The sequence below is a fragment of the Chryseobacterium nakagawai genome, from assembly GCF_900637665.1.
In the GTDB taxonomy this organism is placed as follows: Bacteria; Bacteroidota; Bacteroidia; order Flavobacteriales; family Weeksellaceae; genus Chryseobacterium; species Chryseobacterium nakagawai.
Map to the genome: position 1 here is coordinate 4,940,640 of NZ_LR134386.1, position 13,044 is coordinate 4,953,683.

Sequence of the window (13,044 nt, forward strand, 5' to 3'; positions counted from 1 at the left end):
TGTATAATGCTTAAAAATGCCACGAATGCACGAATAATTTTAATTGCACTTATAACCTATGTATCTATGTGGTAAAAAATTTGAAACCAAATAGGTACATAGAATATAGTGTTTCATATATGAGCTTTAATAAAAAATTCGAGTGTTCGTAGCAAAAAAATAAATGTAATTTTTTTTAAAGATGTGTTTCATCATAAAACTTTTGTGACTATTGTGGTTTATCATCCCACAATAGTGAAACTTCATCAGTATTTTTTCAGTTTTCTATTGTATACATTGTGCTTTTTTGCCATTTTTGTATAAAATGTAGGTCATGCAAAAAGAAAAATTACGTATCATCAGAAAGCAAAAAGGCTATACTCAGCAGCAGGTAGCTGACTACATCGCTACAGATGTATCTAATTATAGCAGAAAAGAAAGTGGTGATGTAAGAATCGTCCAGGATGAATGGGACAAACTTGCCCGTTTCTTAGAAGTACCTGTTGAAGATATTTATGAAGATGAGGAAGCTACAGTAGTTGTTAATTATGACCATCCTGTTTTTAATGATAAATCTATTTCTGCAGGGGCCATCACTAACCAGAATAACTATGATAATATTCCAGGGGCTGTTATTGAAAGTCTGCAAGGATATATTACTATATTAAAAGAAGAAAACGAAAGGCTTAAAGAGGAACTAAAGAATTCTCAAGCTCCTACAAGAGCTAAGAAATAATGCAGTTTTAAGCTGTAAAAATATTTGTGTCACTCATATCAATGATATGAGTGATTTTTTTTACTTATTTTTTCACGCAAAGAATTAGCGATTCGAAAGTTTTATTTTAGAAGACTAAGAGAGTTCAACTTTGTTACTGATTAAGCTTTATAATTATGCGTTCGCTTAATAAGAATCAATTCCATTGATTCAATCTTTGCTTTCTCAAAATATGGCAGCTTGAAAATAGAAACTTTGCATTATAATAGGCACTTATTTTTGACCACGAATGCACAAATCTATTTTGTATCTGATAGTGTTATGAAAAACTTATTATAAAACCTGATTAAACTTAACCACAGATTCCACAGATATACACAGATGATTGAGAATAATTTTTTACCCGCCGATCAATACTCAGACAAAAAATCTTTGATTTTTTAACTTAAGTGCTCTTCTCAACATTTAGTTTGTCACTAAAATAGACTAAAGTGTTTAAAATCTTTTGTGCCTTTTATTGCTTTATAAAAAGTTTAAGCAGCTTTATAGTTCGTTCATTGGGTCCCAAAATAATTTCTTGAAACCTTTTATTCTTAAGTTTTCTACAGTAATTCCTTCCGCTTCCAACTTCTTCTGGAACTCCGGAACAGATAATGTTCCTGAGCTGGAAATGACGCGGTGAGCTGGAACATCTTCAGGACAACCTCCCATCGCTTTTCCTACATGGCGGGAATGATTGGGATAACCTACAGCTTTTGCTATAGCTCCATAGGTAGAAACTTTTCCTTTTGGGATAAGTCTGGCTACTTCGTATACCTGTTGTTTGAAAATTTCGTCCATATCTAAAGTCTTATGAAAAATAAGTTGAGCTTTTGCATCATTTTTGAACGCTTATAGCATTAATGATGTTTCATTAAAAGATAAAGATATGAAAAAATCACTTTTCCGTTTACTGAATGTAATTAATAAAAAGGTTCTTCCGAAGCTGAGTAATAAGGACCCAAACACACTGACAAAAGTTGAAAAGGGAATTCTGGCGTACCGATATTTTGTACTGGTTAATTCGTTGGATTAACTTTTATTTTCCCGCGAATAACACAGATTTTCACAGATTCCAATGATGCTTAAATATTGGCTCGCAGATTTTGATGATTACGCAGATTCTGTGAGATTAAAAAAAATGAAGCCTAAAAATAAAAAGCGCTCCCAAAAATGGAAGCGCCCTATTGTACTCTCGTAAAGAGTTTATTTCTTAAGCATTCTCTAGAATATAAGAGAACATCAATGGTGCACAGATGGTCGCATCACTTTCAACGATAAATTTCGGTGTAGTGATATCTAATTTACCCCAAGTGATTTTTTCATTTGGAACTGCTCCTGAATAAGAACCGTAAGATGTAGTAGAGTCAGAGATCTGGCAGAAATAAGACCAGAATGGAATGTCATGCATTTCCATATCCTGATACAACATTGGTACTACACAGATAGGGAAATCTCCTGCGATACCTCCACCAATCTGGAAGAACCCAACTCCTTTTCCAGCTGAATTTTTAGTATACCAATCAGCAAGGTAAGTCATATATTCGATACCTGATTTCATTGTCGTAGCCTTAAGCTCTCCTTTGATACAGTAAGAAGCGAAGATGTTACCCATTGTAGAATCTTCCCATCCAGGAACTACGATTGGTAAATTAGCTTCTGCTGCAGCAATCATCCAAGAATTTTCTCTAGGAATTTCATAATACTGCTCCAATACTCCTGAAAGAATCATTTTATACATGAATTCGTGTGGGAAATATCTTTCTCCTTTAGCTTCGGCATCTTTCCAGATTTCTACGATGTGCTTTTGTAATCTTCTGAAAGCTTCTTCTTCAGGAATACAAGTATCTGTAACTCTGTTTAGACCTCTCTCTAAAAGATCCCACTCGTCCTGAGCAGTCAAATCTCTGTAATGAGGAACTCTTTCATAGTGAGAGTGTGCTACAAGGTTCATTAGATCCTCTTCAAGATTGGCACCTGTACAAGAGATAAAATCTACTTTCCCCTGACGGATCATTTCAGCAAGAATCTTTCCTAGCTCAGCAGTAGACATTGCTCCTGCCAAAGTAATCATCATTTTTCCGCCATCTTTAAGATGTGCAACATATCCTTTAGAAGCATCCACCAATGCAGCTGCGTTGAAGTGCAGGTAATACTTTTCTATGAATTCAGTTATCGGTTTGCTCATTTTTTTAATTTTTGCAAAGATAAAACTTAAAAACGGAATGCAGCCCAAGCACTTGAAGAAAGTCTCATAGAGGAGTGATTTTTTATCATTTGTTAAATATTTTAAAGTTGTTTTATAATATTATGAATGATAAAAAGTCTAATAGAATACAGTAAATAGAGATATAAAATAATAAAAAATGTTTTTTATCCCAAAAAAGTGATAAATTATTTTTTTTCAAAAAGAAAGTATATATTTGTATACTAAAAAATAATCCGCTCTGCAAAGCGGACTATTTAAATTAAAAACTCAATGAAGTGATTGTGTACTATTATTCGCAATCACTTTTTACTTTCCTGTCCTTTTAGAAACAATAATAAAACTTATCATTGCTAAAATAATCAGGAAAAGCATCCCTAGAAAAAGTATAGACTCATTCATAATTAAAAATAAATTTTCCAACATTTATTCACTTAAAAGTGTATAAAAAATTTATTTACAAACATGCAAATTGACTAACTTTATAGCAAATATAATACATACAGAGAAAAAAAACATTAGAAAAAATAAACTCCCTTTAAAGAGATATATTATTTTTCATAAAATTGAGATTTAAATAGACAAAAAAAACAGTATACTCTCGATCAATAGGAGCTTTTTGAATTCTATTTATTTCATAAAAAAAATTGAGGGTGAATTAAAATATAAAACATTTATTAATTTTCTTAATAAATCACTACAAATAGAGTTAAAAACATCTTTAATTTACCAAATTTTGAACTTTTAAACTGTGAAATATAGATCTTGACTAAATAATTATTTAATGTAATTAATAAGAAAATAAAAATTTATTTATATAGTATAAAATTATGGCCAAAATATTCAAAGGTATTCATTCTAAAAACAGAAAACGCAGCCCAAAATGGACTACGTTTTCTTCGTAAATTCAACCCTATATGACAAAGTGTTATCCTTCCCAGGCTTCCACTTTTACAATTTCAATTTTTCTTTCACCTTCTTTAAAAGGCCAGTCGATGATATCTCCCACTTTGTATCCAACTACAGCTAAAGCAATATTCGAAAGAATGGAATGTTTATTCTTTTTAAGTTTCTCTCGGGTAGAAGGCACAAAAATATATTCGTGTTCAAAATCCAGAGTATGATCTTTTAAAGTCACTTTTTTGTTAACTGTAACAATATCTGCAGGTAGATCTCTTCTCAGTACCTGTTTGGCTTTTCTCAATTCATTAGTTAATCTTTTCTCTTCATCGATGCTTACTCTTTTTCTTCTGAGTGTATCTTTTATAGCATCATAAATTCCTGTAGTTACTGTAATATGATCGGACATTTTTTCAATTTTTAAGATTAAAAATGCAGTATTTCACGAACGATCCAATGTAGAATCCAGACAAAAACCTGCCTTCTTCTATAGAAAACCGCAAAAAAAACAATAAATAAAATTTCAGAATATTTTCCCTGTCTTGGATCCTGACAGGGCTTAATTGATAAAGTCCTTGGAACTTTTCAGAAAAGAATCAGTATGTAAATACAGTAATGACAGCAGCAATCCTGCTCCTCGGCGCTCTGCTGATAAAAAGATTGTTGCTGTCATTATTTTGTTATTTTAATTCTAACAAAGATAGAACTTAAAAATGGAATGTAGCCACTCCACTTAAAGAAACTCGGGTTAATCCTTCTTTTGCATCACCCAGTTCCATTGTTGTTCCATTAATTTTCATTTTGGTTAATGTTCCTGCTGTCACACTTAATTTCGGTCCTATAAAAATATTTTTAGACAGAGCATATTGATACCCAAAACCTGCATCCAATCCTATGTTAGATCCGGTTCCTTTTACATTGCCGGTTTTTGTGGTATAGGAAATAATCCCTAATGATCCATCGACAAACAGTTTATGTTTTGTTGGCTCGTTATAATTGGAATACATGATAGAAGTCCCTATAAACGTAATATTATCTGTTGTACTTACCGGCACGGAGATGGTACCTCTTTGAGAATTATTTACAGTGATCATTCCATTGCTTGATGCGCTATAATTAGAAAATTTCACCCCGATTCCAACGTTGTTCACGTGATAATAAGCAGAAAGATCAAAATGAAGTCCGCTTTTTAATCCTTTGATGTAATCTTTTTCCTGTTTTGAAAGTCCCGAAGGTGTTTCAGCAACTCTCCAACCATATCCTACAGAGGGGATAAATGAAAATTTTTGGGCGTAAGAAAGTAAAGAAGTCGAAATAGCTCCCAGTAGCATTAGTTTTTTTATCATTTTTTAAAAAAATTTCCGGCAAAAATAGGGCTTTCCGTGAAACAGGCAACTCAAAATTTAAATCTTCTATTTTCTTTTTTATCAGAAAGCTTCTTTTTGCTGTCCAACCGCTTTTGTTTTTGAGCTCTGGACGGCTTTGTAGCGGTTCTTTTTTTAGGAACAATAAGGGCTTTATTTACGATCTCCATTATTTTCTCAATAGCTTTGTTTTTATTCATTAATTGAGTTCTGCTTTCAGAAACAGTCAGGAATAAAAAACCTTCAGCGTTGATTCTATTTTTAAGTTTTTCCTGAATCAATGCTTTTTCATCTTCATTAAACAATTCAGAAGCTGTGACTTTCCAAAGTACAGTCACGGATGTCTCTACTTTATTGACATTCTGCCCGCCCGCTCCACTGCTTCGGGAAGTTTTGAAACTGAGTTCTTTTGAAAATTCTTTCATTGTTTAAAATTTTGATCATTTAGATCCCGAAGATCATAAATCGGGAAACAAACATTCTTAAATATCTTCTATAATAAGTTTATACAATTCCAGCCTGCTTACCTTTCCATTAGGCGTTCTTGGAATCTTATCTACAAAAATAATTTCTTTGGGCTTGTGAAAATTCTTATCAAAAGGAACTGTAGAAATTTTCTGAATAATCGCATCAGACTGATTTCCTTCAATGATTAAGACCAATTTCTGGCCTAAACTTTCATCAGGTAATCCTATAAAGATGGCTTCGTTTGGAATTTCTTTTTTGATTAATGCCTCCAAAGCTTCCGGAAAAATTTTCGCTCCACCTGAATTAATTACATTATCTATTCTTCCCAAAAATTTAAACTGTCTACTATTTTTAATTTCAACTAAATCATTAGTTACCAATACTTCTGCATTCACATCAGGAGCAAAGATAGTCAAACAGCCTCTTTCATCTAAAGAAATGGAAACATTTTCAAAAACGGTGAAATATTCTTCCGGTTCAGGCATCAACTGTTTTAAACCAATATGTGAAAGTGTTTCAGACATTCCATAGGTTTCAAAAATCCGGTTTGAACGGTCCAGATTCATCTGAAGAATTTTATTTTTTAAACTCTCGGAAACGGCTGCTCCACCGATAATCAAATTTTTGATCAGATGTAGTTTATCCAATGAGTTTTCTACCTGAAGCGGAGTCATAGCACAAAAATCTACTTCCTGGTTCAGGTTTTCCACAGGACGTAACGATGGTTCTCTGACTATTAACTGTAATTTCCTTTCCATAGAACGCACCACCATCATTTTACCTGAAATATATTCTACAGGCAGGCATAATAATGCTACATTCCCGTCTTTTAAACCTAAAAAATTGCAGGTCATGACTGCAGAATTCATCATTTTTCTTTTTTCGATCCCAAAAATTTTAGGAACTCCTGTAGAGCCTGAAGTCTGTACTTTTACAGTTTCTCCTTCAGAAGCCCATTCTTCTAAAAAATTTTCAACTTTTTTTTCAAATTCCGAATGAAAGGATAATTGATTAATATTGAGATTATTGAAGTCTATCAGCATATTTTCCGTAAATAAAATCCTCAGTAAATTTAAAAAAAAAATCAAAAAGTTCTTGCATCTAAAGAAAAAAGCTGTAAATTTGCACCACCAAAATAAAACAGACCTATAGTGTAACGGTAACACTCCGGTTTTTGGTACCGTCATTCGGGGTTCGAATCCCTGTGGGTCTACAAACCATCCTTTTTAAGGATGGTTTTTTTTTACGTTATATATCTAATTTTTCTATAAAAATTAGATCCTATTTTAAATAAAAAATCAGAATTTTCAAGAAAGAAATTTGTAAATAAGAAAAAAATATATAAATTTGCAAAACCAAAATAAAGCAGACCTATAGTGTAACGGTAGCACTCCGGTTTTTGGTACCGTCAGTCGGGGTTCGAATCCCTGTGGGTCTACAAAACCACTCTTTTAAAGAGTGGTTTTTGCTTTTATGTATGTAATCTGAGAAACAAATAAAAAACAGATACTACAAGCATCTGTTTTGGTTCTCCTTCAAATTTTTAGTTACATTTTCTACAATAACTCTTATCAACATATTCCTTATTTCCTCCGGAAGATAGATAATAACACCCTCCTTTTTCACCCGTATAAAGTGTATGCCCATTATAGGTACAATATCCTGTAGATTCTGATTCCTCGTTACTTCCTTCACAAGAATAAACGATAGTAGTTGATATCAATACCAGCAATAATAAAACTTTTTTCATGTTTCTAGCTTTTAAATTTCAACAAAACTAGAGTAAGGTTTAAATAAAAAAATACGGAAACCCATAACAAAAATAAATCCGGCTCGTTTTTAGAGTCGGATTTTTATTGATTGTTCACGGAAGACAGTATTAATGATAAGTACTTTTATGCAATGAAATCTATAGCATTCTTAAAAAGAGCTGCCAAAGAAACCACGATTAATAAAACAGCAACAACCCATCCTCTATAATAAAGCATTTCATCATACATAGAATCATCATATCTTTTCACGTTAAAGACATTTTCTTTAGAGCTTAATTTAAAATAAATAAGAACTAAACCTATCAATAATGTTATCAATGCCATTGTATTTAATCACTATTTTTTATTCTTGTTGTTTTTGATAATGGGTAATTTTACAAAAAATAAGATACTACTTTTTCTTCATAATATTATTCTTTCCCAGAAACTTTAATATTGAAGCTAATTTATACAAATCATAATCAATCATCTCCCGTCCTCCGCTTCGAAATTTTTGTAAGAATTCCCAATCTTCAGTAAGACTTCCTATTGTAAGTTTTGCAGGTTCATGGTAAGGATTATATAATTCATTATCCAGAATATTCCAATATAAATCATCATGTAATTCTACCCCATCTGCATCATCCAGTTTATTCAATTCATCTGAAAGATACCTGATAAGATTTTTGATATCTGAAACTTTCAAAACCGGATTATTGTTTTCCATAAATGTATTCTTTTTTAAACAACTTATAAAGCCTTATCATTTATAAATAGGATCACTCACTTTCATCACTATCTGATTGGTCATAACAAGCTAATTGATATAAATATCGATCAAAATCTTCATTGAGATTATTTTCAAGAAAAGGTTTTAATTTCTCAAGCTGCTCCATTGTTAACTCATATTGATCATAAATTTCATTTTCATCATCATCTTCATTGAGTACAAAATCATCTAAAACGTGTATAATTTCCTCTGCTGTAATAGTTAGTGGATAATCTTTATGGATATATCCATCATCTATATTATATTCTTCTATAGCTCTTTGTATTTTATATTTCATCTGCGTTTACCTTATCAACTATTATCATAAAAAATTACTTCAAAATGAGACTGATTTTTTATTTTCAGATCTGCGGTGAGAAGATACTTTGATAGATCAGATAGTTTATCCTGTAATTATTAATTTTTATAACGAAACGGAATTCTCACAATATCTACCACTTTCTCTCCTTTACTATTCTTTCCTGCAACCCATTTTATTTTCTCTGTAGATTTTGTAGCAGCTATTTTTACTTCATTATTAAATATCTCATTTTTCCCATAAGTTGAAATATTGATAACATTACCCTCACCATCTACTTTTACAATCAGTTCTGTGGTAAGGGCTTTCGACAAGGAGATCAAAGCATCCTTATTTAAGTTTTGCTCAATCTTTTTTATAAATGCTTTATTTCCATCAGGAAACTGAGCTGGAAAAGGATTAACCGGTGGCGGGGGAACAGAGAAATCCTGAGGTTGTCTTGTTTCATATTTGTTGACCAGTTTAGTTTCTCCTTTACTTGAGTTTTTTTGAGAAAATGCTATTGTAGATATAGCCGTACAGGTTATTAGTACTATTTTTTTCATATTTCTATGGAGTATTTAAAAGTAATTCATTTCTAACACTATCATCAAATAATTAGCTATTTCAGACTAAAGCTAATTTAATAAAAAACAAGGGAAAGAAAAGCCTGGAAAATAAGAATTAAAAATTCTGGCAAATTGCCCTTGAAAAAATATTTTAAGTATAGTGAAGATTCACTAGGAAAGACTCAATAGTCTTGTCAAGGCTATCGAGTTCAAAATCAAATTTTATTCTCATTAAAAACAACAAAGACCTCCCTTGGAGATCTTTGTTATTATTTGCTAATCAGTTATTTTTTAAGGTCATCAATTTCATCCTGAATAGATTTTATTTTATCTCTAAGTTCCTGACTTACTTTTCCAGGAATCTTTTTAACTTTTCTAAGATCTAAAGCTAACATAATAGAAGCAATTCCCATAAAAATAAACGAAACACCAGTTAAGGTTACCAAAGAAATTCCTGTAAACACAGGATTGAATATCAACAATAAAGAAAAAATTATTCCTCCTACACTTGCCAAAGCAACATTTCCCCAGCTCATTATTTTCATACTTTTCAGATCAAAAGCGAATCCCAGTAGCTGAAAAGAACGGAATAAAAGGGTAAATCCTACTACAAACGGAAGAATAGACATTGAAATCTGTGGATAAGCGATCAGATAAATACCAATTGCTGTAGTCAAAAGTCCACTTACAAGAAACCAGCCCCATCCCTGAAGAGATTTGCTGTTTTGTATGGAAAAGAATATTTCCGTAATCCCCGAGAATAGGAATGAAACACTGAAAAAGATAGAAAGTGTTACATACGTTGCAAGCGGTACACTGAATACATAAAAACCACAGATCAAAAAAAGAATTCCAAAGATCAATGGAATATACCAATGTTTAACGGTGTTGGTAAGTGTCTGAAATAGATTAGCCATAGGAGTATTTTTTGGGTCTGCCTACTTTGTGATGCGGTGTTCGGCTTGTCCGCCGGAATTGAAAAAAAGGATTATAATTTTCACTTGAATTTGAATAACCTTTCATTACTAATTTACAAAAAAATAACAGACCAAATCATAAAACATTATGTAAATCATTGAATAACTGACATTATATCTTAATCATACAACCTACTTAACAACTAATTTCCATATCTTTTTACTAACATTTTCTACAAATAAAGAAAATGAAATAGGTAAATATATATTTTACATAAAAAAATTAACAAAAAAAACATTATGATACACCCAAATTCCTAATATTATGGAAAGTATCATAATGCTCTAATGAAGACCTTATCTTACTTCATCAACTTTCCTGCAGGCTGCTGTTGAGTAACACAGTGTACCATACCACCATTTTCATATAAGTTTCTTACATCTATCCCTATTACTTTTCTGCCAGGATATTGCTTCTGAATAATCTGATTAGCTACCTGGTCATTAGGATCTCCATAATTAGGAACTAAAACTACGGTGTTGGCAACATAATAATTAACGTAAGACCCTTTTTCATCCAGCTGTTTACCATAAGCTGTCTTTACTTTATTTTTAGTAGCGGGCAAATATACTTTCTTGTACTCTTTCCCTTCAGTATTAGAAGCAGTATAAAGTGTATTAATATCTTTATCGGAAAGTCCAAGTTCTAAAAGGTCATCCTCATTCATGGTTATCATCGTAGATGCGTTGACAAACTTCATGAAACCATCAATATGCATATCTGTAACATCTAATCCGGTAACACCATCCAGCCATATCACTTTAGATACTCCATAATAGGTTTCAAACATTTCTTCAGCTTCTTCCTGTGTAATCCCTTTATTTCTAGTAGCTCCTTTCTTCTGGCTGATTACTGAACTTTTACAAGCCATCAGAACTCCGTTTCCATCTGTTTCTACTGATCCGCCTTCGTTAACCATTTCTTCATTCAAATTAATAACCTTTACTCCGAGATCTGTCCCTATGCGTTGTGGAATTTCATCACAATTTTCAAAGTCAAACTTTTCGCCCCAGCCATTGAATCCCCAATCTTCAATCAATACATTTCCTTTATTATCATTTACGAAGATCGGTCCGTTATCCCTGATCCATACATCATCAGTAGGATAAATTCTAAAATCCACATTCTTCATCGGAATCTTATTTTCTTCTAAAATCTTGATGATCCTTTTTTTCTCATCCTCATTATAAGCAATAATATGGACCTTTTCCCCTGACTGTAATGCTTTTGTCATATCAACCCAGGTCTTTTCTACTCTTTCACGGTACGTATTACCATGCTGGTAATGATGAGGCCATTGAAGCCAGGTTCCTTCGTGCAGTGAAGATTCTTCAGGAAAATGATAGGTTTGTCCCATAGTATACATAAAACCTAATATAAAAGTAAGTGTGAATAATTTGTTCATATCGTTAAAATTTCTTTCCAATAAATACTCCGAAGTTGACATCAGTCTCATAACTGTTTCCTGTCTGGGAAATGTTACTTCCTATTCCGAACTGCATTTTCTTTTTATTCTCTAATCCCAGACGAATAACCTGGCTGCTGGCTTGATGTTCTTTAAAACTGAAATCAGACTCTACAATCAACATGCTGTAAAAATTTAGCCTTTCATTAATCTTTGGCGTGTATTCCATTAAAGTATATAAACCTAATCCAAGTTCTTTTGCATCCGTAGAATACGTTAATGCTGGAAATACACTTATTCCAAAAACATCATTTGCTTTTCCGTACGCCAACCCAACAGAGGGCATAATATCTTTATCAGAAATATGGATACCCGCAGAAATCCCCAGATTCTTCCCAATTCCATAATTAATATTTTGATAGAGTTCAGGATTTACTTTTTTCAGAGTATAGTCATAACCTATAGTTCCCGATGCAAAATAATTCCATTTATTTCCGAAGTCTTTATCATAGATCCCCAATATCTCAGTTTCTTTATTGCCGGCATATGCCTGGACAGAAATCTGCGATTTGCAACCGAAAGGAATCAGCAAGATGAGGAGAAATACATATTTTTTCATTGTTTTTTTTAATTTTGCTTGATAAACTCCCGTTACCGTCATTTACTGATGCAAAATTAAAAACTCAAAAAATCAATTCTTGTCCTAAAAGGACATCTTACTCATACAATGGAAAATAAATATGAGTAACCTCTGCGTTTTCATACTCTTCAATAACATCGGAATTATCCAACAAAAACTGCTTCCCGGAAAGCCATGATTGATAGAATGAACGATAAGTCTCCAAAATATTTCCATAAAGGCCATGGTGGGTGAACTTTGCATATTTCCCACCAAAAATTTCGCTTTTTACCAATCCTTTAATCTCTTCATCTGTGATTACTGCCGCACCATATCTACAGTGTGAATGACTGGTTATCAGAGGTTGGTCACGGATGATTCCATAAGCGGCTTCAAATATCTCAGCATCCGGTTCAATTTCTTTCCATAATGCATCAATTTCCTGATTATTATAATTTTTAGCTTTTATAAATTTACAATAAACGGATACTGTATCTTTATATTTGATCTCAATTTTCAGATCTGTATCATGGTTCTCTATAAATTCTTTGAAGACATCCTGTTTCTGTTTCCTTGCTTCTGCCGGAGAAATAGAATATTGTTTTTTAAATGCCTTTGAAAAGGATTGAATATTAAAATATCCCACCTGCCATGCTATTTCAGAAAGACTATCTTCTGTATAGATCAGTTTTTTATAGGCGTTCTCCAAACGCAGACGTTTTTGAAACCCGGAAATCGTTTCATTAAAAAGTTTAAAAAAAATGCGTTGAAAATTACGGTAAGAATAATGAGACATTGATTCTATCTCATGAGCAGTTACTTCCCTATCAAAATTGGCTTCAATATGGTCGATAATTTTTTGTATCTCATTAAAATTAACCTGCATACCATAAATTTTCGCTATGAAACTGTTTTAATCTCTATGAGGCTATTCATACAAGTATTACTATAGAAATAACAAACAGATCATATTATTCTTTTACT

The 13,044-nt window shown here is 32.3% G+C and carries 17 protein-coding genes and 2 tRNA genes; 4 read left to right on the plus strand and 15 right to left on the minus strand.

Annotation, left to right across the window (positions count from 1 at the left end; genetic code table 11):
* The first annotated feature begins 313 nt into the window (after nt 1-313).
* A complete protein-coding gene (locus EL260_RS22210) occupies nt 314-715 on the plus strand; it encodes a helix-turn-helix transcriptional regulator (RefSeq protein WP_123857676.1) in 402 nt (133 codons plus the stop codon).
* Nucleotides 716-1,237: 522 nt separating this feature from the next.
* Here the strand turns inward: EL260_RS22210 and EL260_RS22215 are convergent.
* Nucleotides 1,238-1,534 carry an MGMT family protein gene (locus EL260_RS22215; protein WP_123857677.1) on the minus strand — a complete coding sequence of 99 codons (297 nt, stop codon included), beginning with the start codon at nt 1,532-1,534 and terminating at the stop codon, nt 1,238-1,240.
* A gap of 88 nt (nt 1,535-1,622) precedes the next feature.
* On the opposite strand from EL260_RS22215, the gene EL260_RS25735 reads away from it, so the two are divergent.
* The gene (locus EL260_RS25735; RefSeq protein WP_164464444.1) at nt 1,623-1,769 is read left to right on the plus strand and encodes a hypothetical protein; all 147 of its coding nucleotides are present in this window, start codon (nt 1,623-1,625) and stop codon (nt 1,767-1,769) included.
* A gap of 177 nt (nt 1,770-1,946) precedes the next feature.
* On the opposite strand, the gene EL260_RS22220 is transcribed toward EL260_RS25735, so the two are convergent.
* From EL260_RS22220 to EL260_RS22240, 5 genes are all read right to left on the minus strand, one after another.
* The gene (locus EL260_RS22220; protein WP_045500886.1) at nt 1,947-2,921 is read right to left on the minus strand and encodes a deoxyhypusine synthase family protein; all 975 of its coding nucleotides are present in this window, start codon (nt 2,919-2,921) and stop codon (nt 1,947-1,949) included.
* Nucleotides 2,922-3,867: 946 nt separating this feature from the next.
* Nucleotides 3,868-4,248, minus strand: coding sequence for a GreA/GreB family elongation factor (locus tag EL260_RS22225; protein WP_123857678.1), 381 nt, complete (start codon nt 4,246-4,248; stop codon nt 3,868-3,870).
* 298 nt (nt 4,249-4,546) lie between these two features.
* Nucleotides 4,547-5,185: a porin family protein gene (locus tag EL260_RS22230; protein WP_123857679.1), complete on the minus strand. Its 639-nt coding sequence runs from the start codon at nt 5,183-5,185 to the stop codon at nt 4,547-4,549.
* 50 nt (nt 5,186-5,235) lie between these two features.
* Nucleotides 5,236-5,628: an alternative ribosome rescue aminoacyl-tRNA hydrolase ArfB gene (arfB, locus tag EL260_RS22235; protein ID WP_123857680.1), complete on the minus strand. Its 393-nt coding sequence runs from the start codon at nt 5,626-5,628 to the stop codon at nt 5,236-5,238.
* A 57-nt stretch (nt 5,629-5,685) separates the two neighbouring features.
* Nucleotides 5,686-6,714, minus strand: coding sequence for an AMP-binding protein (locus tag EL260_RS22240; RefSeq protein ID WP_123857681.1), 1,029 nt, complete (start codon nt 6,712-6,714; stop codon nt 5,686-5,688).
* 99 nt (nt 6,715-6,813) lie between these two features.
* Between EL260_RS22240 and EL260_RS22245 the strand changes: the two genes are divergently transcribed.
* Both EL260_RS22245 and EL260_RS22250 read left to right on the plus strand, forming a co-directional pair.
* Nucleotides 6,814-6,884: transfer RNA gene (locus EL260_RS22245), tRNA-Gln, on the plus strand.
* Nucleotides 6,885-7,038: 154 nt separating this feature from the next.
* Nucleotides 7,039-7,109, plus strand: a tRNA-Gln gene (locus tag EL260_RS22250).
* 105 nt (nt 7,110-7,214) lie between these two features.
* Here EL260_RS22250 and EL260_RS22255 read toward each other — a convergent pair.
* The 9 genes from EL260_RS22255 to EL260_RS22295 all read right to left on the minus strand — a co-directional run bounded on the left by EL260_RS22255 (nt 7,215) and on the right by EL260_RS22295 (nt 12,946).
* Nucleotides 7,215-7,421: a hypothetical protein gene (locus EL260_RS22255; RefSeq protein ID WP_123857682.1), complete on the minus strand. Its 207-nt coding sequence runs from the start codon at nt 7,419-7,421 to the stop codon at nt 7,215-7,217.
* A gap of 145 nt (nt 7,422-7,566) precedes the next feature.
* Entirely contained in the window at nt 7,567-7,767 is a 201-nt protein-coding gene (locus tag EL260_RS22260; RefSeq protein WP_123857683.1) for a hypothetical protein, read from the minus strand.
* A 67-nt stretch (nt 7,768-7,834) separates the two neighbouring features.
* Nucleotides 7,835-8,149, minus strand: coding sequence for a hypothetical protein (locus EL260_RS22265; protein ID WP_123857684.1), 315 nt, complete (start codon nt 8,147-8,149; stop codon nt 7,835-7,837).
* Between the two features lie 52 nt (nt 8,150-8,201).
* Complete coding sequence (locus EL260_RS22270; protein WP_123857685.1) at nt 8,202-8,489, minus strand: DUF7683 domain-containing protein; 288 nt, start codon at nt 8,487-8,489, stop codon at nt 8,202-8,204.
* 119 nt (nt 8,490-8,608) lie between these two features.
* Entirely contained in the window at nt 8,609-9,055 is a 447-nt protein-coding gene (locus EL260_RS22275) for a hypothetical protein (protein ID WP_164466564.1), read from the minus strand.
* A gap of 287 nt (nt 9,056-9,342) precedes the next feature.
* Nucleotides 9,343-9,975, minus strand: a complete 633-nt coding sequence (locus EL260_RS22280; protein WP_123857686.1) for an HdeD family acid-resistance protein — start codon at nt 9,973-9,975, stop codon at nt 9,343-9,345.
* 362 nt (nt 9,976-10,337) lie between these two features.
* Nucleotides 10,338-11,441 (minus strand): agmatine deiminase family protein, encoded by a 1,104-nt coding sequence (locus EL260_RS22285; protein WP_123857687.1) that lies wholly within the window; start codon nt 11,439-11,441, stop codon nt 10,338-10,340.
* A gap of 4 nt (nt 11,442-11,445) precedes the next feature.
* The gene (locus EL260_RS22290) at nt 11,446-12,060 is read right to left on the minus strand and encodes a hypothetical protein (RefSeq protein ID WP_123857688.1); all 615 of its coding nucleotides are present in this window, start codon (nt 12,058-12,060) and stop codon (nt 11,446-11,448) included.
* Between the two features lie 97 nt (nt 12,061-12,157).
* Nucleotides 12,158-12,946, minus strand: a complete 789-nt coding sequence (locus EL260_RS22295) for an AraC family transcriptional regulator (protein WP_123857689.1) — start codon at nt 12,944-12,946, stop codon at nt 12,158-12,160.
* Nucleotides 12,947-13,044: the final 98 nt, after the last annotated feature.

Coding starts and splice junctions, on each gene's coding strand:
- EL260_RS22210 (WP_123857676.1), top strand. CDS start 314: ATGCAAAAAGAAAAATTACGTATCATCAGAAAGCAAAAAGGCTATACT.
- EL260_RS22215 (WP_123857677.1), bottom strand. CDS start 1,534: ATGGACGAAATTTTCAAACAACAGGTATACGAAGTAGCCAGACTTATC.
- EL260_RS25735 (WP_164464444.1), top strand. CDS start 1,623: ATGAAAAAATCACTTTTCCGTTTACTGAATGTAATTAATAAAAAGGTT.
- EL260_RS22220 (WP_045500886.1), bottom strand. CDS start 2,921: ATGAGCAAACCGATAACTGAATTCATAGAAAAGTATTACCTGCACTTC.
- EL260_RS22225 (WP_123857678.1), bottom strand. CDS start 4,248: ATGTCCGATCATATTACAGTAACTACAGGAATTTATGATGCTATAAAA.
- EL260_RS22230 (WP_123857679.1), bottom strand. CDS start 5,185: ATGATAAAAAAACTAATGCTACTGGGAGCTATTTCGACTTCTTTACTT.
- arfB (WP_123857680.1), bottom strand. CDS start 5,628: ATGAAAGAATTTTCAAAAGAACTCAGTTTCAAAACTTCCCGAAGCAGT.
- EL260_RS22240 (WP_123857681.1), bottom strand. CDS start 6,714: ATGCTGATAGACTTCAATAATCTCAATATTAATCAATTATCCTTTCAT.
- EL260_RS22255 (WP_123857682.1), bottom strand. CDS start 7,421: ATGAAAAAAGTTTTATTATTGCTGGTATTGATATCAACTACTATCGTT.
- EL260_RS22260 (WP_123857683.1), bottom strand. CDS start 7,767: ATGGCATTGATAACATTATTGATAGGTTTAGTTCTTATTTATTTTAAA.
- EL260_RS22265 (WP_123857684.1), bottom strand. CDS start 8,149: ATGGAAAACAATAATCCGGTTTTGAAAGTTTCAGATATCAAAAATCTT.
- EL260_RS22270 (WP_123857685.1), bottom strand. CDS start 8,489: ATGAAATATAAAATACAAAGAGCTATAGAAGAATATAATATAGATGAT.
- EL260_RS22275 (WP_164466564.1), bottom strand. CDS start 9,055: ATGAAAAAAATAGTACTAATAACCTGTACGGCTATATCTACAATAGCA.
- EL260_RS22280 (WP_123857686.1), bottom strand. CDS start 9,975: ATGGCTAATCTATTTCAGACACTTACCAACACCGTTAAACATTGGTAT.
- EL260_RS22285 (WP_123857687.1), bottom strand. CDS start 11,441: ATGAACAAATTATTCACACTTACTTTTATATTAGGTTTTATGTATACT.
- EL260_RS22290 (WP_123857688.1), bottom strand. CDS start 12,060: ATGAAAAAATATGTATTTCTCCTCATCTTGCTGATTCCTTTCGGTTGC.
- EL260_RS22295 (WP_123857689.1), bottom strand. CDS start 12,946: ATGCAGGTTAATTTTAATGAGATACAAAAAATTATCGACCATATTGAA.